Genomic DNA, 19,317 nt, shown 5'->3' with positions numbered 1-19,317 from the left:
ATGGCCGGCAGACTGCGCTCAGAGGCTTCGGCCTACTTGCGGCAGCATGCCGGGAACCCGGTGGACTGGTGGCCGTTCGGTGACCAGGCCTTTGAACAGGCACGTCTGCGCGACGTGCCTGTTTTCGTTTCGGTCGGCTACGCGGCGTGCCACTGGTGCCATGTGATGGCCGGTGAATCCTTCGAGGACGAGGCCACGGCCCGCTACCTGAACGAGCACTTCGTTCCGGTCAAAGTGGACCGGGAGGAACGTCCGGACGTGGACAACGTCTACATGGCGGCCACGCAGCTGATGACCGGCCAGGGCGGCTGGCCGATGAGCGTCTTCGCCCTGCCCGACGGCCGGGCCTTCTATGCCGGCACCTACTTCCCACCGCGGCCGCTGCCGGGCCAGCCATCCTTCCGCCAGGTGCTTCAGGCGGTCCATGAAGCCTGGGAGCAGCGCCGCGGCGCCGTTGAAACCACTGCCGCCTCGCTGGCCCAGGCCCTCGCGCAGGCCGGGGAAGCCAACCGTGAACTCCTCGGGGACCTCACCCCGGCGCCCGACGACGGCGCGGCGGACCAGTCCCACGATTTCGGGCCGGGACCGGTGCAGGTGTCCGCCAGCGGCTGGGGTGCGGGCCGCCCGGTCCTCGAACAGGCCGTCGAGGTCCTGGCGCGCCAGGAGGACACCGTCTTCGGCGGGTTTGGCGCGGCCCCCAAATTTCCGCCGTCGGCCGTACTGCACTTCCTGCTCCGGCATGCTGCGGCCTCGGGGTCCGACACTGCGGGGCAGGCCGCCGGATTGTCTTCCCGCACGTTGTCCGCCATGGCCGGCTCCGCGTTGTACGACCAGGTGGAGGGCGGCTTTGCCCGCTACGCGGTGGACCGTCAGTGGTCCGTGCCGCACTTCGAAAAAATGCTCTACGACAATGTCCAGTTGCTGCGCGTGTATGCCCAATGGGCCTTCCAGTCTTCGGTAGAGGCCGAGAGGAACCTGGGGCGGGCGGTCACGGCCGGTACGGTGGACTGGATGGTGGACCGGCTGCGGTTGGCGCACGGCGGGTTGGCGTCCTCGCTCGACGCCGACACCGTCGTCGACGGCGTCCACCATGAAGGCGCAACGTACCTGTGGTCGCCGGCAGAGCTGCGGGAGGCGCTCGGCGACGACGACGGCGGCTGGGTCGCTTCCGTGATGGGTGTGGGCGAGCGGGGCAACGTCAGCGCGACCGGGTCGACGTTGCACCCGGGACGGGTGCTGGGGCCGGACGAGCGGCAGCGCTGGGAAGGGTTGCGTCCGGTACTGCTGGCGGCACGCAAGAAACGGCCGCAGCCCGAGCGGGATGAAAAAGTTGTTGCCGGTTGGAACGGGCTGGCCGTGGCCGGGCTGGCCGAAGCCGGAGAGCTGCTCGAGCGGCCCGACCTGACCGCCGCCGCCGTGGCCGTGGCGGACTACCTGCTGGCCGTGCATCTGGACGGCTCCGGCCGGCTTGCCCGGGTTTCCCACAACGGTTCTGCCCAGCACTTCGAAGGTTTGCTGGAGGACTATGCCGGCTGTGCGGAAGGACTGTTCTCGCTGTATGCGGCCACCGGGGAGCCCCGCTGGTTTGCCGCCGCGGAAGCGCTGGTGCTGCGCGCGGAGGAGGTGTTCCTGGGTGAGGGACAACTTAACGACCAGGCGGCCCCTGCCGACCAGGTGGCTGCCGCCGCGGGATCCGTTCCGCCCGCGGATCCGCTGGAGAGCGCCACCCCCAGCGGCACCAGCCTGTTTGCCGGCGCGTTGGCCACCTATGCGGCCTACAGCGGCTCCGTCCGGCACCGGGATCTGGCCGGCCGGCTGCTCGGCTACCTGGAGGGGATTGCCGTGCGGGCACCGCGTGCTGCCGGGTGGGGCCTCGCAGCTGCGCAGGCACTGGCGGCCGGGCCGGTGGAGCTGGCAGTCACGGGGGCACCGGGCGCAGCCGCCGCGCTCATAGCCGCGGCGCGCGCAACCGGCAGCCCGGGCATGGTCATCGCCCGTTCCGGACGGGCGGGGCCGCCGGAGGGGGCGGCCCCGCTGCTGGCCGACAAGCCAGTCCCGGCGGAAGGGGCGCTCGCTTACGTGTGCCGCGGAATGGTCTGCCGCCGGCCGGTGGCGACCGTCAATGGCCTGCTGGCCGAGCTCGGCGCGGGAGCAGGCTGAGCCCGGAACAGTTCCGAAAGCCCTTTGCGACCGTCAACCGGAGGGGCCCAGCACCGCGATGACGATGGCGATGTAATGGCAGACGAAAGCCACCACGGTGAAGGCATGGAACAACTCGTGAAAGCCGAACCAGGTGACAGAGAAATTCGGCCGCTTGATCCCGTAGACCACCGCACCGCCAATGTAGAGAACGCCTCCCGCGCAGATCAGCACCGAAGCGGGGACGCTGGCAGCGAAGAAGTCGGGCAGGTAGAACAGCGCGGCCAGCCCGAGGGCGCAATAGACCGGGACATAGAGCCAGCGCGGGGCATGGGGCCACAACACCCGGAACCCGACGCCGGCGATGGCGCCGACCCAGATCAGCCACAGCAGCAGCGTGGCCTTCGCCGGTTCCAACAGTGACCAGGCCAGCGGCGTGTACGTTCCGGCGATGACCAGCATGATGTTGGTGTGGTCCAGGCGCTTGAGCACCAGCTTGACGTTGGGGCTCCAGTTGCCGCGGTGATAGACGGCGCTGACGCCGAAGAGCAGCAAGCCCGTGACCGCGTAGACCGCGCAGGCCCATTTGGCCGCTGCGGTGGGTGCCAGCGCCACGAGGACAATTCCGGCCGCCAGGGCCAGCGGGGTGGCCCCCGCATGCAGCCAGCCACGGAACCTCGGCTTGATATTGAGTGCGTCGGCGACCTGCTCCACGGTCCGTTCGATGGGACCGTCCGTCGCCTCCCGGCGAGCAGGGGAATCCTCGTAACCGCCCCGGGAGCCCGATGGCCCGGTGGCGGCGCCGCGTTCACTCATGCGGATATTCTAGCGGCCGGGGCCGCCGTGGTTACCGGCCGGTAACAAGGTGTGGCGCGGAACCGGCCGAACGGGGGGATAGAATTCTAAGTCGTGAACGGGCGATCAGGAAGGCGGGGTGCTGTGTCTCTTCCCGGCGTCCTGTACCGCCTGTATGAGCGGCGCCTGCAGCGCTCGCTGGCGCCTGACCGGATCCCGGGCCACATCGGCGTGGTGGTTGACGGCAATCGGCGCTGGGCCAAACTGGCCGGGGCGCCCACGCGGGAAGGGCACCAGGCGGGGGCCGACAAGATCCTGGAGTTCTTGGGCTGGTGCGGCGACCTGGGCATCAAGGTGGTCACGCTCTACATGTTGTCCACGGACAACATGGGCCGTTCGGAAGACGAATTGCGCGAACTGCTGGGTGTCATTGGCAATACGTTGGACCGGTTGGGCGAGGGCAAGAACGTGCGCGTCCATCCCGTCGGGGCGCTGGAGACGCTCCCGGCCGACCTCGCCGCCAAACTCAGCGCTCTGGGGGAGCAGACCGCGTGTGTCAACGGCGTCCACGTGAACGTGGCCGTGGGTTACGGCGGCCGACGGGAAATCGTAGACGCGGTCAAGGGCCTGCTCCGCCATGCCGACGCCGAAGGCAAGAGCCTGGCCGACGTTGCCGGTGCGCTGGGCGTGGAGGACATCTCCCGCTACCTGTACACCAGCGGCCAGCCGGACCCGGACCTGGTCATCAGGACCTCCGGCGAACAGCGGCTCTCCGGCTTCCTGATGTGGCAAAGCGCCTACAGCGAATACTACTTCTGCGAGGCCCTGTGGCCGGATTTCCGCCGTCTGGACTTCCTGCGCGCCCTGCGCGACTACGCCAGCCGGCAGCGCCGTTTCGGCGCCTGAGCAGGGCCGCGGAGCGGGCGGCTCACCGACGTCGTTCCCGTTCGCGCAGAATTCATTGAAACGATTTCTCCCGGGCTCTTGTCTTAGTGAATTACATCCGCGTAATTTTGGACTATCAGTCAGCAAAACCGCAGATTGATCGGGAGGCCACCAGTTTGATGCGCACAGCGAAAGCCGCATCGGGGGAGGCCGGTTCCGGCCTGGTGGCCCTACCGTCCACGCCCCGCTTCAATCAGTCGGAGCCGTCGCGCTCCGGACGGGAGCAAGCATGACCGCCACCAAGAATCCGCACCCTGCCGCCACGACCGGACCCGGGAAGCAGCCCGCCGCTGCCACCTCGTCCGGTCGTTCTGTTTCCGCCGGGGAACCGGAGACAGCGCGGGCGTCGTTTGTCCTGGACACCTCTGTGCTGCTGTCCGATCCCCGGGCGCTGCTGCGCTTCGCCGAGCACGAGGTCATCCTGCCGGTGGTGGTGATCACGGAGCTGGAAGGCAAGCGGCACGACCCGGAGCTTGGCTACTTCGCCCGCCAGGCGCTGCGTCTGCTGGATGACCTGCGCGTGCAGCACGGGGGCCTGAACCAGGCCATACCGCTGGGTGCGGAGGGTGGCACGCTGCGGGTGGAGCTCAACCACATTTCGCCCGAAGTGCTGCCGGCCGGATTCCGCGGCGGCGGCAACGACAGCAGGATTTTGGCCGTGGCCAAGAACCTGGCCGTCGAGGGCCGCAACGTCACCGTGGTCTCCAAGGACCTGCCCATGCGGGTCAAAGCGTCTGCGCTGGGGCTGCGTGCGGACGAGTACCGCAACGAACTGGTCAAGGACTCCGGCTGGACCGGCGTGGCCGAGCTGGATGTGGCCGACGACGACGTGAACGCGCTGTATGGACACGAGCCGGTGTTCATCCCGGAAGCGGCGGAGCTGCCCGCCAACACCGGCCTGGTGCTGCTCTCCAACCGCGGATCGGCGCTCGGCCGGGTGGGAGCCGACAAACAGGTCCGCCTGGTCAAGGGCGACCGTGACGTGTTCGGTTTGCACGGCCGTTCCGCGGAGCAGCGGCTGGCCATCGACCTGCTGATGGACCCGGAGGTCGGAATAGTCTCCCTCGGCGGACGGGCCGGTACCGGCAAGTCCGCCCTGGCGCTGTGTGCCGGGCTGGAAGCGGTGCTGGAGCGGCGCGAGCACCGGAAGGTGGTGGTGTTCCGGCCGCTGTACGCCGTCGGCGGCCAGGAGCTCGGGTACCTGCCGGGCTCCGAATCGGAAAAGATGAATCCGTGGGCGCAGGCGGTGTTCGACACGCTCGGCGCCCTGGTTTCGAACGAAGTGGTCGAGGAAGTCATGGACCGCGGCATGCTTGAGGTGCTGCCGCTGACCCACATCCGCGGCCGCTCGCTTCACGATTCGTTCGTGGTGGTGGATGAAGCGCAGTCCCTGGAGAAGAACGTGCTGCTGACGGTGATGAGCCGGATCGGCCAGAACTCCAAGATTGTCCTCACCCACGATGTGGCACAGCGTGACAATCTGCGCGTCGGACGCCACGACGGCATCGCCGCCGTCGTGGAAACGCTCAAGGGGCACCCGCTCTTCGGCCACGTGACGCTGACACGGTCGGAGCGCTCGCCCATTGCGGCCCTGGTCACGGAGCTGCTGGAGGGAGCCGAGATCTAGCCGGCGGCATCCGCGGCCTGTTGGAGGGAAGCGGGCTGCCGCAGCGCGGCCCGCTTCCCGCCGGTTACGGCCGGTCAATTGCCGCCGTTACAGCACCTGGGCCACCGCTGGGGGAGCCTGGTCAGGCGCGGTCGAGACTACTTCCGGAAGGAAAGGCGATGACGATCCTGGTGCCGGCACCCGGGGCCGATTCAACCTGCAGCGTACCGCCGGCTTCCCTGACGGTGTCGCGCATGATCCGGAGGCCGAGGTGGTCGGCCCGCCTGGCCGCGTCAGGAGTAAAGCCGACGCCGTCGTCGACCACCTCCAGCACCACAGCAGTGCTGGATTGCCTCAACGAAACTCTGACCAGACGGGCGGACGCATGCTTGGATGCATTGGTGACGGCTTCACGCGCTGCGCGGTAGAGCAGCTCGGGGGAGGCGAGAGCGGTGGGCTCCGGGAAGTCAATGTCCAATTGCCAGTCGGCTCCGCGTTGGCGGACCAGAACACCCAATCCGTCGAGCGCAGCCGGCAAGCCCTCAGCCGACAGGTCCGGCGGATACAGCGTCAGCGTGATCCGGCGCAAGTTACGGATACTGCCCTGCACAACATTTTTGGCCAGCGCATGAAAGGTGCTGTCCGAAGCAGTCTGTTGCTGTTCGCGTGATTCCAGACTGTAGGCCAGCCCGGCCAGCTCTTGGATGACGCCGTCATGAAGGGTCTGGGCCAGACGTTGGCGTTCTTGTTCGGATGCCGCCATTGATCGTTGCAGCAGTCCTCGCCGGATTTCACCATCTTTCCGCATACGGCGCGCCATTCGGATTGCCGGTTCAAGCTGGAGCATCTGCAGCACGGCCAACGCGATCAAGATGACAGGCAGGATGCCCAGCATCTCATCCTGCATGCGGTTGATTTCATCCGGCGGATAAGACAGCTCGAAGATGTAGTCATGTCCGTTGCCGGCCTGTGCACGCACATAAACGTTGACCAGCTGAGTCTGGCCCGTCTCGAAGATATTGTCGTCGTCCGCTGGATCTTCCACGAGGCTGACAGGTGCATCCCCCTGCAGCTGGACCAGGAGATGAGCCGGCAGGTCGAACTGCCGCCCGATGAGCTCATCGACGTCCGAATACACAATCGTGCCGTCGAAGTCCCAGACCTTGACCCGCAAAATGTGGCCGTCGTCAATCATTGGGTCCACTTCGCTGTCCAACTCGGCCAAGGCCTGCGGAATGCCCGCAATCACCGCATCCGTGACGTCCTGGGCGAATTCGTGGTCGACTATTTGTTCCGTGTGTTCGGCGGTGTGGAGGAGTGCCTGGTCGGCAGCCAGCGAGCGGGCAACCATGATCACGGGCACCGTGACGATGATCAGTGCCGCAAGCCCGGACAGCGCGAAGCGGCGCAGGGCCGCCTGCATTTCCGAGGGCTTCCGGCGGCGGGGCTCGGAGGGTGATTCAGCGAGGATGCTGCGCCGGCACCGCGCGGCGAACTCAACGACCATACCCGCCGCCCAGCAGTTCCAGCCGCTGGGCGGTGGCGACGGCTTCCAGCTGCGAATGTGCGCCGAGCTTGGCAAGAATCGACTTCACGTATCCCCGACAAGTGTGCTGGGAAATGCCCAGCCTCCGGGAATTCGTTCGCACATCGTGGCCTGCTGCCATGAGAGCCAGTACCTGATGCTCGCGTTTCGTCAGCGCCGGTCGGTCCGCTGCCTGCGCCGGCGGAGCGGTGGCACATCGGGTGAGCGCGGACGGATGGACAGCCATGCTGCCGCTCCTGGCGTGCCGGATCGTTTCGAGCAGTGTCGACAGGGAGCCGTCTTTGGGCAGGAAACCGGAAAGACCCGATGCGGCGGCGCGCGCGAGTACATTCAGCGACGGGTTACCGGTCAACAAGATGATCCGCGTCTCCGGGGCAGCCTGCAGGATCTGCTCCGCGGCGCTGAGTCCATCACCGTCGGGCAAATGGTAATCCATGATCACCACGTCGGGCCGGGACCGGCGGCACAGGGCAACCGCCTCCGTCACGCCGGCGGCGCTGCCCACGTTGACCAGATCCGATTCCCGATTCAGGGCATCAGACAGCAACTCCGCGAAAGTCGTGTGGTCATCTACGACGGCGATGCGTAGTTTTTGCTCCCCCAAAGAGCTCATTCTCCAGTTCCCCAACTCAAGACACGAAGGACTTGACCCCACCTCGAGTATGCACGGTACGCACCTGGAAGTACACACCGGGCCGGCAGGGTCCCCCGCTCTCAGCTGGCCGTCAGCGCTTTGCGCAAGAAAGAGCTGACGATGTCTCCCGCCGCCATATAGCGGGGTTCCGCGTCAACATCAGCCATAAATTGTTCTTTCCGGTGCCTCGCTGCGGGCGGGTCCAGCCGTTCGTTGAGCACCAGCAGCGCCGCCAGGACTTCCGACAGGCCGGACTGCGCGTCGGCGGTGGCCTTCAGCAGCCGCACATAGATCTCCTGAAGGGCCGGGCCGGGTGCACAACCGAGGTCGCGGCCGAACAATCGCCGGCACCGTTCGTAGGCCTGCAACCCGTCCGCATGCCGTCCGCCCAGCTCCAGGCCCCGGATCAGGACTGTCCACGCCGCTTCATTCAGCGGAGAAGCAGCAACGCAGCGCTGCGCCCAGAGCACGGCGTCATCGGGCCGCCGCAAGGCCAGCGCGGCCTCCGCAGCCAACTGTTGGGCGTGCTGCACCATTTCCGCATGGCTCGACCGGGCATCTTCCGCCCAATCGGGAGTCAATTCGTGGCCCAGCAGCGGTTCAGTGGCGAGCGACAGCGCCTCGGCCAGCAGAGGGTACGCCCTCCACGGTTCGGCAAACTCGGCGGCCCGCACCAGGGCTTGGAACCGGTGCAGATCGACGTCGACCATGTCCCGGTCGATCATGTAACCACCGTTGGCGGTGCGCAGCGGTCCCGACTTTGCGCAGCCCGGCTGCAGGTTGCGCCGCAGGATGCTGACATAGCTCTCCAAGGTGGCCAGTGCTTCGCCCGGAGCCCGGCCGCCCCACAACATGTGCACCAGCCGGTCCTTCGACATGGGCGAACCTACGTGCAGTAACAAGATCTCCAGCACCTGGCGCGGCTTTGGTCCGCCCAGCTTGTCGGCGGTCAACAAGTCCCCGCCGCGACGGATCCTCAAGTTTCCGATCATTTGCACAGCCACGGGCATGGCCCGTCCACTCAATTGCTCCACGATTCCCCCTCGTAGCACGCACCCTCCCCATTGAGTGCACCACCATCGTGCGTTGACTACGTGCCGGCGGGACAGCCTCGCGTGGGGGAGCCAACACCCCTAATTTGAGGGGGCGGGGAGAGCACTCGGTTTTTTCCAAGGATGAATGGGGACTCTGGACTCGTGATCCCGAGGCCTCCGGCTCAGCGCGGCAGGTCGGCCGGGCGCACGGCGCCGGGCCCTGGCGTCACCCCTCAACGCCAGGGCCCGGTCGCGTGTCCCGCCCCGGCCGGACGGCCGGACCTGTCGGCGCCGGTGTGCGGCGCCGGGCTGCGGCGCGGGGCTGCCGCGCCGGGGCCCTCAGGCGGGGTGCGGGCGTAGGGGCCAAGGAATGTGCTCCCGCACATCGGTGAGGTTCATACTGACTTCCAGGAACAGGTCGTCGAGCATGTATTCGTCCACCCCGAGGATGGTCAACGAGTGACCGCCGCCCTGCTGAGGCCCGTCCATTGCTACCGCGGAGACACAAACCCCGGTCCGCCAGTCGACCCGCACCTCGGTGCGGCCCGCGGGAAGCAGCGGATGGCCGGCGTCGTACGGTGCGTACGTTTGGTTGGGCGAAACGACCGCCTCCAGCGCCCGGCGGCCCTGGTGCTCGACCTCGCGCAGTTCATGGATTTCCACGGGGTTGGCGAAGGGCGCCTCATATGCCACCGGCGCGCTGCCGGCCAGCTCAACCGGATCCAGCATTGCGGACCAGCGCCCGTTGCCGAAGACCGGCTCACCGTAGGCGGCCTCGGGCCGGCGGCGCACCAGGTGGATGTCGTTGAACACCGGCGTGACCAGATGCGGCGGCAACAGCCACGACTTGCGTGTCGCGCTGACGTAGAAACCATCCCGGGAGTCGTTGATGCCGGTGGTGCTGTACAGCAGCCGGCCGTCGGCCGTCTCGACCCGAAGCGCGCCGGGGCGCCGGGTCCACGCACGCAGCATGCCGCCGGAAGCGTCCGGCTCCAGTGCCTCGGCCTGGACGGCGCGGAGCTCGAACCGCAGCGATTCCCACTTCCAGGGAGAAGAGCGGCAGAGGCACCTGAAGATCTCCGCATTGCCGGCGGCGTCGCCGGTTTTGAGCACGCTCCCGCCGTTCATATCCACAGTGTAGCCGCCGGCTCCCGGGGATCAGGGGGGGTGCAGTAGGTTGGGTCCATGGTCGAGCAACTGGCGCTGCTGTGGCCCGGCCGCGCATTCGCGTTCTGGATGCTTTTGGCCGCCGGCGGCTATCTGCTGGTGATCGGAGCCCGGCTGAGCTGGATCGACCTGCGCACACACCGACTGCCGAACCGCATCATTTTTCCGGCCTACGCGGTGTCCGGGGTGCTGCTGATTGCCGCCTCTCTGGGAGGCTACGACGCCGGCATGTTCTGGCATGTGCCGGCCGGCGGCGCACTGCTCTGGGTTTTTTATTTCGCCGTCCGGTTCATTTATCCAGCCGGCATGGGGTTCGGCGACGTGAAACTGGCCGGAGTGCTGGGGATGTACCTGGGTTATCTGGGGTTTGAACAGGTGCTGTTGGGGACGTTCGCGGCGTTCCTGCTGGGCGGGGCGTACGGTGTGCTGCTGGTGGTGCTGCGGCGCGGATCGCTGCGCAGCGACATTCCGTTCGGGCCGTTCATGATTGCCGGCACGTGGGTGGCGCTGCTGCTGCCCACGTAGCCTAGGGTCATGCCTACTCCCGATTTCATCCTCCGGTTGCGCGACAAAATCGGCCACGACCTGCTCTGGCTCCCCGGCGTCACTGCCGTGGTGCTGGATGAGCGGAACCGCGTCTTGCTGGGCCGCCGCGCCGACAACGGGCGGTGGACGCTGATCACCGGCATCCTGGACCCGGGGGAGCAGCCCGCCGAAGGCGTGGTGCGCGAGGTGTTGGAAGAAACAGGCGTCGTTGCCGAGGTCGAGCACCTGGCCGAGGTTTACGCGGGCGGTCCGATGGAGTTCGTCAATGGAGACCGGGCCCAGTTCCTGACGCTGAACTTCCGGTGTCGGCAGGTGGGCGGCGAAGCCCGGGTCAACGACGATGAGTCGTCCGAGGTCGGCTGGTTCGGACTGGACGAGCTGCCGGAACTGACCGACCATCATCGCGACCGGCTGAAGGCGGCCCTGCGGGCCGGGGGAGTCCCGGAGTTTGTCCGCTGAGCCTATTGGATGTCCGAGTCGGGAGGCGGCAGGACGTACTGCCGGTCTTCGTCCACGGACTCGACGCCCTCGATTCCGGCAACCGCCGCACGCTGTCCCTCCGGCAGTGAACCGGTAATCATGCCCAAGGTGGACAGCACGTTCTCCACCTGCATGCCGCCGGCCGCCAACTGTTCGGCGATCCGCCCGGTATCGGAGAGGTAGTCGTGGCGCACCGTCACGGTGATCTGCATACCCCCATGATAGGTCCGCGGCACCCTCCCGGGGGAAGGCAGGTCACTGCGGGGAAAGCACCAGCCCTGCCCCGACATCGACGGAGGGCACGGGCAACCGCTCCGCCTCCTGGACCAGGGTGGCCCACAGCTCCAGGCCACGCCGGCCGGTGGCCTCTGCCCACAGGGCCGCCACGCCGGCGGCGTGGGGCGTCGCCATGCTGGTTCCGCTGATAGTGTTGTACCGCTTCGGCATCGGCCAGGACGAGTACACCTGGAATCCGGGGCCGGCGCAGTCCACCTGCCCGCCGCGCAGCGGAAGGCTCCGGGCGGAAAAGAACGCGACCTCCAGGGCCTGGTCCAGCGCGGCTACCCCCATGATGAACGGGCTGTTCGCCGGGGCGCCGACGAACCCGAACTCGCCCTTCCGGCGGTCGGCGTTGTTTCCCGCGGCGGCGATGATCAGGGAACCCTGTTCCAGCGCCCGGCTCCCGGCCGCCGTGTAGGGCGGGTGGATTTGTGCCACGTCGGCTCCCAACGACATGGAGATGACGGCACATCCGTTGCCCACGGCCCAGTCGATCCCGGCGAGGATGCCGGCGTCGGTCCCGGAACCGGCGTTGCTGAGCACCTTCCCGGCGAAGATTTCCGCTTCGTGGGCCACGCCGTAGCGCGGACCGGTGCCGGGGGCCTTGGGGCCGCACGCGGTCCCGATGCAGTGCGTGCCGTGGCCGTGTCCGTCGTGGGGCGGCTCGCCGGCAATGAAGGAGGCGCTGGTGATGCTGCGTCCGGCGAAATCGGGATGCGCTTCATCGAAGCCCGTGTCCAGCACGGCGACGCGCACCCCTTGCCCGGAATAGGGCGACGAGACGGCCCTGGTGGCCTGCTGCCCCCACGTGAAATTGGTGTTGTCGGCGAAACCCGCCGGCGCGGGACCCGCTTCGCGGCGTTCGTGCCGGCCCGCGGCGAGCCGGCCGGACAGGTCGGTCACGCCGTCGCGGTAGCCGGCAGCATAGTCCTCGACGCCCAGCACATCGTGGATGAGTTCCGGCGAGACCGAGAGGACACGGTGCCGGGCAGCGGAACTGACCTGGAGCGAACTGATCTGGTCCGGGTCGGCAGCGACGACGGCGATGCCCAGGTTTGCAAAGACCGTTGCGTCGGCGCCGGAGGCCGAGTCCGGATCCACTCCCCGGGTGCCGAAATCGCGGCTGTCCGCGACATCCGACAGGCCGGCGGCGTCGGCCAGGATCCCGGCACATTCATCGGCCGGGCCGTAGAAGACGACGATATAGCGTCCGGTGGTCTTCGGATGCCCAGGCAGGGAATAGTCGGCCGTCGCCAGGGACGGGGGCTGCGAATCGCCAATCACGGAGACCTCCTGGACACTCTTCCGCTTAGGTCCCCGATGGGCCCGGGCGGCGGCCCGGGAGGGGCCGTTCACCCGCAGTCCGCGGGGACGTGTGCGCATCATCCTAGCCCCGGCGGCCGACGGTTCAAGCTGTAGGCAATCGTTTCAGCCAGTCGGGGGCAAAAATAGCGGGCGGGCTCGGTCCTGCCGCACATCCGGCGCCGGTGCGACGGGCCGGCGGCGGGCCCGCCGGACACCGAAGGGCGCGCCCGCCGAAGCAGAAGCGCCCTCCATGGTCCGCCGGGGACGTGTCTGCTACTTGGCCTGCGGCGGCACGGTCATCGAGAGCACGTCCAGCGCAGAATCCAGCTGCTCTTCGGTCAGTTCGCCGCGCTCCAGGAAGCCAAGGGCGATGACGGACTCGCGCACGGTCAGGCCTTCCTGGACCGAATGCTTGGCGATCTTGGCGGCGTTTTCGTAGCCGATGTACTTGTTCAGCGGGGTCACGATCGAGGGGGAGGCCTCGGCCAGGAAGCGGGCACGCTCCACGTTGGCGGTCAGCCCGTCGATCATCTTGTCCGCCATCACGCGCGAGGTGTTGGCCAGCAGGCGGATGGACTCGAGCAGGTTGGCGGCCATCACCGGAATGCCGACGTTCAGCTCAAAGGCACCGTTGGTGGAGGACAAGGCGATCGTGGTGTCGTTGCCGACGACCTGGGCGGCAACCATGATCGCTGCCTCGCAGATCACCGGGTTGACCTTGCCGGGCATGATCGAGGATCCCGGCTGCAGGTCGGGGATGGCGATTTCGCCCAGGCCGGTGTTCGGGCCCGAGCCCATCCAGCGCAGGTCGTTGTTGATCTTCATGAACGCGTAGGCAATGTTGCGCAGCTGCCCGGAGGCTTCGATCAGGCCGTCGCGGTTGGCCTGGGCCTCGAAGTGGTTGCGGGCCTCCGTCAGCGGCAAGCCGGTGTCGGCGGCCAGCAGTTCGATGACGCGCTGCGGGAAGCCGGCCGGGGTGTTGATGCCGGTGCCGACGGCGGTGCCGCCCAGCGGAACCTCGGCCACGCGCGGCAGCGATGCTTCGATGCGTTCGATGCCGTAGCGCACCTGTGCGGCATAGCCGCCGAATTCCTGTCCGAGGGTGACCGGCGTCGCGTCCATCAGGTGGGTGCGGCCGGACTTCACCACATCCTTGAACTCCTCGGCCTTGCGCTCCAGCGAAGCGGCCAGGTAGTCCAGCGCGGGGATCAGCTCGTTGATCAGGGCCGAGGTGGCGGCCACGTGCACCGACGTCGGGAAGACGTCATTGGAGGACTGCGAGGCGTTGACGTGGTCGTTCGGGTGGACCGTCTTGTCGCTGCCGGCTGCCTTCAGCGCGCGGGTGGCCAGCTCCGCCAGGACCTCGTTGGTGTTCATGTTCGACGAGGTGCCGGAACCGGTCTGGAAGACGTCGATCGGGAAGTCGCCGTCGTACTTGCCCGTGGCTACTTCGTCGGCTGCCGCGGCGATGGCCTTGGCCAGCTCGCCGTCCAGCACGCCCAGTTCGGCGTTGGCGGTGGCGGCAGCCTTCTTGATCCGGGCCAGGGCCTCGATGTGGGCGCGCTCCAGCGTCTTGCCGGAGATCGGGAAGTTCTCGACGGCGCGCTGGGTCTGGGCACGGTAGAGGGCGTTGACCGGAACGCGGACCTCGCCCATGGTGTCGTGTTCGATGCGGTATTCAGCAGAATCAGCAGAAGTCATGGCTCCAAGCTTATGCCTGCCGCGCACCGGTTCCGAATTGTGTTGCGGCCCGGCGGCGGCCTACCCGGCGGTGCGGCGTCGGCGCCTGCAGCCCCCGGGCAGGACCTGTCCTGCCCCGTGCGCGGCTAGAGCGCTCCGTGCCCTGCAACGAGCTCGGCGCGGCCGTCCGCCAGCCGGTAGGCGACGCCGACGACGGCCGTGCGGCCGGCCTCGACCGCCTCCGAGATGGCCCGCGAACTGTCCAGCAGGCGTTCGGAGGATTGCCGCACGTTTTCGATCACCATGTCGTTGAGGTCGTCGAGGCCGGCACGCCGGGCAGCCAACACCGACGGCGTGATCCGCTCCACGAGGTCGCGCAGGCCGCCGCGCGGCATTTCGCCGGTGTCTATCGTGTTCTTTGCGGCCGTCACGGCGCCGCAGCTGTCGTGGCCCAGGATGACAATCAGCGGAACGTTGAGCACATCCACGCCGTACTCGAGCGAACCGATCACCGCGTCTCCGAGGACATGGCCGGCGGTGCGGACCACGAAGGCATCGCCCAGTCCCAGGTCGAAAATGATTTCGGCAGCCAGCCGCGAGTCGGAACAGCCGAAGATGATGGCGAACGGATGCTGTTCGTTGACCAGTGAACTGCGCCGCGCGGCGTCCTGGTTCGGGTGGACGGACTCGCCTGCCACGAAGCGGGCGTTGCCGTCGATGAGTTTTTGCCAGGCCTGGGCGGGAGTCAGTGAGGTGGGCACGAAGCAACCTTACTGCTTCGCGGGGCCCGTCCCGCGCACCCGTTACCGTGTCGGGGCGGGGTTACTTGCTGTCCAGTTCTTCGACGACGGCGGTGGCCAGGACATCGAATTCGTCCAGCTCCGCCGTGCCGGTGAGGATGACGGTGAAGCCGCCGTGCTCCAGCACGAGGCTGCGCTCGCCCGCGCCGGCGTCGCGCAGCTCCCAGGTGGCACCCGCCTCGCGGTCCCCGGTGACCGGCGCGTTGTCGGTCGCCTGGCCGATCCAGGTGGGATTGGCCTTGTCGGTCTGGATGAGTCCGATGTACTCCTCGCCGGGGGTGATGTAGCCGACTTCCCAGGCTGCCACCTGGGCGGTGCCCCCGGTATTCCACCGGGCGTAGTTGGCCGTCCAGCCCTCCGGGAGGTCAACGGCGAGCGGCCGGTAACCCGCCGTGGATTCGGCCTGCAAGGCCACCCCGGGCACGTCAATATTACGTTCGTAGACTCCGGGCTTGCTGCCCGGGTTCAGGAACATCACCGGAAGCAGCACGGCCAGGGAGAGCCCCACGGCCATCAGCATGCCGACCACCGGCGCCTTCGCACGGTTGGCCTGCTTCGCCGTCAACACCGGCTTGACAGGCAACTCAGACGATTCTTCGGGACGCGCTTCACTCACTGTCCCATGATCTCAGATCCCCGCCGTTGTGCGCACACGCCCCCGCGCGAGCGGGCAGGCGGAGCGGCCCGCACGCCGGGAGCCAGCGTGCGGGCAGGCGGAGCGGCCCGCACGCTGGCTCCCGGCGTGCTGACGACTATGATCGAAAGCAATGGAAGATGTCCGCACCGCGGATGCATCCGTCACGGCACCGCAGCCGGTGCTGTCTGAAGAGCTACTCGAAGATGAGGTCGAAGTGTCCCAAGAAGCCCAGGCTGACCCCTTTTCCAACTTCCCGCCGTCGATGCGTGTCGGCGACAACGAGCCGGACCGAAACCTGGCGCTGGAACTGGTGCGCGTCACCGAAGCCGCGGCCATCGCCGGCGGCCACTGGGTCGGCTACGGGGACAAGAACGCCGCCGACGGCGCGGCTGTGGACGCCATGCGCGCGTTCCTGTCCACCGTCAGCTTCAACGGGGTGGTCGTGATCGGCGAGGGCGAAAAGGACGAGGCCCCGATGCTGTTCAACGGCGAAAAGGTGGGCGACGGCACCGGTGCAGAGTGCGACGTCGCCGTGGATCCGATCGACGGCACCCGGCTGACGGCGCTGGGCATCAACAACGCGCTCTCCGTGCTGGCCGTCTCCGAGCGCGGCACCATGTTCGACCCCTCGGCCGTGTTCTACATGGAGAAGCTGGTCACCGGCCCCGAAGCCGCAGACCTGGTGGACCTGCGGCTGCCCATCAAGCAGAACCTGCACCTGATCGCGAAGGCCAAGAACAAGAAGATTAACCAGATCAACGTGATGATCCTGGACCGCGACCGGCACAAGCCGTACGTCGAGGAGATCCGCGCCGCCGGCGCGCGCACCAAGTTCATCATGGACGGCGACGTTGCCGGCGGTATCGCGGCCGCCCGCGAAGGCACCGACGTCGACGTCCTGATGGGCATCGGCGGCACCCCGGAGGGCATCGTGACGGCCTGCGCCATCAAGTCCCTGGGCGGCGTGATTCAGGGCCGGCTCTGGCCGACCACCGACGAGGAAAAGCAGAAGGCCATCGACGCCGGCCACGACCTGGACCGAGTGCTGACCACCGATGACCTGGTCACCAGCGACAACTGCTTCTTCGTGGCCACCGGCATCACTGACGGCGACCTGCTGCGCGGAGTCCGCTACAAGAACCACAAGGTTTTGACGCAGTCGATCGTGATGCGCTCCAAGTCCGGCACGATCCGCTTCGTCGAGGGCGAGCACCAGGAATACAAGTGGGACCGCTTCGAGCGGAAGCTCTAGCCACCCGCAAGGACAGGAAAACCCCGCGCCGGCCTGCGCCGGTGCGGGGTTTTCGTTTCTTCGTTCCCTGCCAATCCGTGGGCGGTCAGCGGGGGAGCTTGCCGCGCAGTTTCCGCAAGGCCGGGCCGACGGCGTTGCGCGCCTTGCCGGCCGCGGGCAGCACCGAGGTGCGGACCTTGTGCACGGCGGGGGTAACCGCCTCGCGGGCCGAGCGCGAGAGCAGGTAGGCCCGGTACATGAGCTGGTTGACGGGCAGGTCCCAGCTGCCCGGATAGCTGACCTCGTAGCCGCCGAAGGAACGCTTGAACCGGGAGAAACCGGCCCACGGGTGGTCGGGCTCGTCCTCGGGACTGACGCCCCACATGTCGAAGTGGCGGATGCCGGCGGCGCGGGCGTCCATCATCATGGTCACCACCAGCGGAATCCCGGCGTTGAGCTTTCGGTGGGCGTCGTCCGCGGCGGCGTGCGCATACACCCGTGTGGTCGCCGTGTCGTAGGACAGCGCGGCCGCGATGGGCTGCCCGTCCAACCGGGCGATGAAGAGTTTGGCCGCGCCGGCCGGCACCAGGGTCCGGGCGGCGTGCCGCAGGTAGTCGTCGGACTGGGCCTTGAAATCCGCGCGCTCGGAGACGTCGTGCAGGAAACCCAGCAGGATGCCGATGTCGTCCGGGTCGGCGGAGACATCGAACGTGACGCCCTTCTTGTGGATATTGCGGTACAGGTTACGGCTGGTGCTGCGCATGCCGGCCAGCAGGTCCTCTTCCGGCTGGCTCAGGTCCAGCATCCAGGTCAGTTTCGGCTGGACGTCCACCGGTGCCTTGACCAGGCCCAGCGACTGCAGCGCCGCCTGCGGCCGCTGGCCGAGGTCAGTGCCGACCGGTTCGATCCGCACGTAGTGGGCGCGCTCTTCCGCGGCCAGGGAGCGCAGGGCGGCCAGCGCGCGGATCAGGGCGGCGTTATCGTCCGCCGCCGGGCCGTACGGAACGTACAGGAACCGGCCCAACGGCGTCTTTTCCGCGATGGCCTGGAAGGCCCAGCCGTCACCGCTGCGTTCGAAAACCTGTTTGCCCAGGCTGCGTTGAAAGTCCGCCCACGGCGCGGACTGCAGGATCGAAGCGGTCAAAGTGTGGCTCCCGTTCGTTGTTGGTCGAATTCATGTGTGCTGCCCGAGGTGGTGACCGCGAACAACACGGCACCCGTTCCGGTGTCGCCGGCCGGATGGACGTTCACCGGTTGTTCGGTGTCCGGGATGAACGCCGCCTCGCCGCGGCCAAGGGTCAGGTCGGACTTCGGGGAGTCCAGCAGCACGCTCCCGGACACCGCCAGCACGATCGCGGGACCGTGCTGGGCCAGCGGTACCGGGCTGCCGCCGTCGGCCAGTTCGATGCGCTGGAGTTGGAACTCGGCAAAGGGCGGGCAGTAGAGTTCCTGGCCGGCATCCGTCATGATCCGTTGCACCATGGGCGGGGCGATCGGCCGGAAGTCGGTAATCTTCACCAGTTCCGGCACGTTGATGTACTTCGGGGTGAGGCCGCCGCGCAGCACGTTGTCCGAGGTCGCCATGACCTCCACCCCGACGCCCTGCAGGTAGGCGTGGATGTTTCCGGCCGGCAGGCACAGTGCCTGGCCGGGGGAGAGGACCACCAGGTTCAGCAGCAGCGAGATCAACGCGCCGGGATCGCCCGGATAGAGTTCGCCCAGGCGGGCGACTGCTGCGTATTCGCTGCCCAGGCTGCCGGCCGGCGCCGCCGCCAGCATGCGGGCCGTGTCCGCGGCGAGCCGGGCGGAGCGCTCTCCGCCGTCGAGCAGCGACACGAAAGCACCGCGCAGGGCCGATTCCTCGTCGCCGCCGTCCAGCAGTTCCAGCACCTCGTCCAAAAGGTCCACGGCCGCCCCGGCGTCTGCCAGCCGTGGTTTCAGCCCGGCCAGCAGCCGCGCCGCATCGCGCGGGGGACGGAAGCCGCACAGCGCCTGGAAGTCGCTGAGCGCGAAAATCATCTCCGGCTTGTGGTTGTCATCCCGGTAGCTGCGCTGCGGGTCGTTGAAGGAGATGCCGGCGGCGTTCTCCGCGGCGAACCCCAAGCGCGCCTGCTCAAGCGTGGGATGGACCTGAAGCGACAACGCGGAATCGGCGGCCAGGACCTTGGTCAGGAACGGCAGCGTGGCACCGAACATGCCCAGGACCGTCTCGCCCAGGGCGGCGCCGGGATTCTCCTTGATGAACTCGTCGAGCGGCCGTTCACCGCTGGCCAGCTGCACCTTTGACGGGGAGTCGGGGTGCGCGCCGATCCAGAGTTCGGCTTCCGGCCCGCCGGACGGTTCCCGCCCGAACAGCTCGGCAATCGCCGTCGTCGAACCCCAGGCATAGGGACGCAGTACATTCGTCAACCGATACATGTGAAGCCTCTTCCTCGTCCTTGTTCCAAACGATCCTCTCAGACCCCGCGCCGAAGCAGCATGCCGCCCGTCCGC

Annotated in this window: 18 protein-coding genes; 6 read left to right on the top strand and 12 right to left on the bottom strand. The window is 67.7% G+C overall.

From position 1 onward, the window contains the following. Positions 1-2,160 carry a thioredoxin domain-containing protein gene (locus AC5RVD_RS06995; RefSeq protein ID WP_494126487.1) on the top strand — a complete coding sequence of 720 codons (2,160 nt, stop codon included), beginning with the start codon at positions 1-3 and terminating at the stop codon, positions 2,158-2,160. Between the two features lie 33 nt (positions 2,161-2,193). Here the strand turns inward: AC5RVD_RS06995 and trhA are convergent, their stop codons facing one another. Then, the gene (trhA, locus tag AC5RVD_RS06990) at positions 2,194-2,955 is read right to left on the bottom strand and encodes a PAQR family membrane homeostasis protein TrhA (RefSeq protein WP_494126486.1); all 762 of its coding nucleotides are present in this window, start codon (positions 2,953-2,955) and stop codon (positions 2,194-2,196) included. Positions 2,956-3,078: 123 nt separating this feature from the next. Between trhA and AC5RVD_RS06985 the strand changes: the two genes are divergently transcribed. Both AC5RVD_RS06985 and phoH2 read left to right on the top strand, forming a co-directional pair. Beyond that, positions 3,079-3,840: an isoprenyl transferase gene (locus AC5RVD_RS06985; protein ID WP_494113265.1), complete on the top strand. Its 762-nt coding sequence runs from the start codon at positions 3,079-3,081 to the stop codon at positions 3,838-3,840. A gap of 268 nt (positions 3,841-4,108) precedes the next feature. After that, on the top strand, positions 4,109-5,506 hold the full coding sequence (phoH2, locus tag AC5RVD_RS06980) for an RNA 5'-3' helicase PhoH2 (protein ID WP_494122687.1): 1,398 nt from the start codon (positions 4,109-4,111) through the stop codon (positions 5,504-5,506). Positions 5,507-5,627: 121 nt separating this feature from the next. On the opposite strand, the gene AC5RVD_RS06975 is transcribed toward phoH2, so the two are convergent. The 4 genes from AC5RVD_RS06975 to AC5RVD_RS06960 form a co-directional block, all read right to left on the bottom strand. After that, positions 5,628-6,992, bottom strand: a complete 1,365-nt coding sequence (locus AC5RVD_RS06975; RefSeq protein ID WP_494126485.1) for a sensor histidine kinase — start codon at positions 6,990-6,992, stop codon at positions 5,628-5,630. After that, complete coding sequence (locus AC5RVD_RS06970; RefSeq protein WP_494126484.1) at positions 6,982-7,644, bottom strand: response regulator transcription factor; 663 nt, start codon at positions 7,642-7,644, stop codon at positions 6,982-6,984. The genes AC5RVD_RS06975 and AC5RVD_RS06970 overlap by 11 nt, the downstream gene beginning before the upstream one ends. Positions 7,645-7,745: 101 nt before the next feature. Then, positions 7,746-8,645 (bottom strand): AfsR/SARP family transcriptional regulator, encoded by a 900-nt coding sequence (locus AC5RVD_RS06965; RefSeq protein ID WP_494126483.1) that lies wholly within the window; start codon positions 8,643-8,645, stop codon positions 7,746-7,748. A gap of 393 nt (positions 8,646-9,038) precedes the next feature. Beyond that, positions 9,039-9,827, bottom strand: coding sequence for a hypothetical protein (locus AC5RVD_RS06960; protein ID WP_494126482.1), 789 nt, complete (start codon positions 9,825-9,827; stop codon positions 9,039-9,041). Between the two features lie 57 nt (positions 9,828-9,884). Here AC5RVD_RS06960 and AC5RVD_RS06955 point away from each other — a divergent pair, with 57 nt between their 5' ends. Continuing rightward, positions 9,885-10,391: a prepilin peptidase gene (locus AC5RVD_RS06955; RefSeq protein ID WP_494126481.1), complete on the top strand. Its 507-nt coding sequence runs from the start codon at positions 9,885-9,887 to the stop codon at positions 10,389-10,391. A gap of 9 nt (positions 10,392-10,400) precedes the next feature. Then, on the top strand, positions 10,401-10,871 hold the full coding sequence (locus tag AC5RVD_RS06950) for an NUDIX hydrolase (protein WP_494113258.1): 471 nt from the start codon (positions 10,401-10,403) through the stop codon (positions 10,869-10,871). Positions 10,872-10,873: 2 nt separating this feature from the next. Here the strand turns inward: AC5RVD_RS06950 and AC5RVD_RS06945 are convergent, their stop codons facing one another. The 5 genes from AC5RVD_RS06945 to AC5RVD_RS06925 all read right to left on the bottom strand — a co-directional run bounded on the left by AC5RVD_RS06945 (position 10,874) and on the right by AC5RVD_RS06925 (position 15,572). Then, complete coding sequence (locus AC5RVD_RS06945; RefSeq protein WP_494113257.1) at positions 10,874-11,104, bottom strand: hypothetical protein; 231 nt, start codon at positions 11,102-11,104, stop codon at positions 10,874-10,876. 43 nt (positions 11,105-11,147) lie between these two features. Further along, positions 11,148-12,455 carry a S8 family serine peptidase gene (locus tag AC5RVD_RS06940; protein WP_494126480.1) on the bottom strand — a complete coding sequence of 436 codons (1,308 nt, stop codon included), beginning with the start codon at positions 12,453-12,455 and terminating at the stop codon, positions 11,148-11,150. 294 nt (positions 12,456-12,749) lie between these two features. Beyond that, on the bottom strand, positions 12,750-14,177 hold the full coding sequence (locus AC5RVD_RS06935) for a class II fumarate hydratase (protein ID WP_494126479.1): 1,428 nt from the start codon (positions 14,175-14,177) through the stop codon (positions 12,750-12,752). A 125-nt stretch (positions 14,178-14,302) separates the two neighbouring features. Continuing rightward, positions 14,303-14,917, bottom strand: a complete 615-nt coding sequence (locus AC5RVD_RS06930; protein WP_494113254.1) for a carbonic anhydrase — start codon at positions 14,915-14,917, stop codon at positions 14,303-14,305. A 61-nt stretch (positions 14,918-14,978) separates the two neighbouring features. Continuing rightward, positions 14,979-15,572: a DUF4245 domain-containing protein gene (locus AC5RVD_RS06925; RefSeq protein ID WP_494126478.1), complete on the bottom strand. Its 594-nt coding sequence runs from the start codon at positions 15,570-15,572 to the stop codon at positions 14,979-14,981. Between the two features lie 283 nt (positions 15,573-15,855). Here AC5RVD_RS06925 and glpX point away from each other — a divergent pair, with 283 nt between their 5' ends. Continuing rightward, entirely contained in the window at positions 15,856-16,845 is a 990-nt protein-coding gene (gene glpX / locus AC5RVD_RS06920; protein WP_493988242.1) for a class II fructose-bisphosphatase, read from the top strand. A gap of 85 nt (positions 16,846-16,930) precedes the next feature. Here the strand turns inward: glpX and AC5RVD_RS06915 are convergent, their stop codons facing one another. After that, positions 16,931-17,968, bottom strand: a complete 1,038-nt coding sequence (locus AC5RVD_RS06915; RefSeq protein WP_494126477.1) for a lipid II:glycine glycyltransferase FemX — start codon at positions 17,966-17,968, stop codon at positions 16,931-16,933. After that, on the bottom strand, positions 17,965-19,242 hold the full coding sequence (manA, locus tag AC5RVD_RS06910) for a mannose-6-phosphate isomerase, class I (protein WP_494126476.1): 1,278 nt from the start codon (positions 19,240-19,242) through the stop codon (positions 17,965-17,967). Before manA ends, AC5RVD_RS06915 begins: the two co-directional genes overlap by 4 nt. Positions 19,243-19,317: the final 75 nt, after the last annotated feature.

The sequence above is a fragment of the Arthrobacter sp. THG-b23 genome (genome assembly GCF_059091265.1).
The sequence above is the reverse complement of the archived record's forward strand: the minus strand, read 5'-3'. Positions and strand labels throughout refer to the sequence as shown.

Bases quoted from the DNA above. Each gene is read 5' to 3' on its own strand.
- AC5RVD_RS06960 (WP_494126482.1), bottom strand. From the start codon at position 9,827: ATGAACGGCGGGAGCGTGCTCAAAACCGGCGACGCCGCCGGCAATGCG.
- AC5RVD_RS06945 (WP_494113257.1), bottom strand. From the start codon at position 11,104: ATGCAGATCACCGTGACGGTGCGCCACGACTACCTCTCCGATACCGGG.
- trhA (WP_494126486.1), bottom strand. From the start codon at position 2,955: ATGAGTGAACGCGGCGCCGCCACCGGGCCATCGGGCTCCCGGGGCGGT.
- AC5RVD_RS06955 (WP_494126481.1), top strand. From the start codon at position 9,885: ATGGTCGAGCAACTGGCGCTGCTGTGGCCCGGCCGCGCATTCGCGTTC.
- AC5RVD_RS06950 (WP_494113258.1), top strand. From the start codon at position 10,401: ATGCCTACTCCCGATTTCATCCTCCGGTTGCGCGACAAAATCGGCCAC.
- AC5RVD_RS06970 (WP_494126484.1), bottom strand. From the start codon at position 7,644: ATGAGCTCTTTGGGGGAGCAAAAACTACGCATCGCCGTCGTAGATGAC.
- glpX (WP_493988242.1), top strand. From the start codon at position 15,856: ATGCGTGTCGGCGACAACGAGCCGGACCGAAACCTGGCGCTGGAACTG.
- manA (WP_494126476.1), bottom strand. From the start codon at position 19,242: ATGTATCGGTTGACGAATGTACTGCGTCCCTATGCCTGGGGTTCGACG.
- AC5RVD_RS06995 (WP_494126487.1), top strand. From the start codon at position 1: ATGGCCGGCAGACTGCGCTCAGAGGCTTCGGCCTACTTGCGGCAGCAT.
- AC5RVD_RS06935 (WP_494126479.1), bottom strand. From the start codon at position 14,177: ATGACTTCTGCTGATTCTGCTGAATACCGCATCGAACACGACACCATG.
- AC5RVD_RS06975 (WP_494126485.1), bottom strand. From the start codon at position 6,992: ATGGTCGTTGAGTTCGCCGCGCGGTGCCGGCGCAGCATCCTCGCTGAA.
- phoH2 (WP_494122687.1), top strand. From the start codon at position 4,109: ATGACCGCCACCAAGAATCCGCACCCTGCCGCCACGACCGGACCCGGG.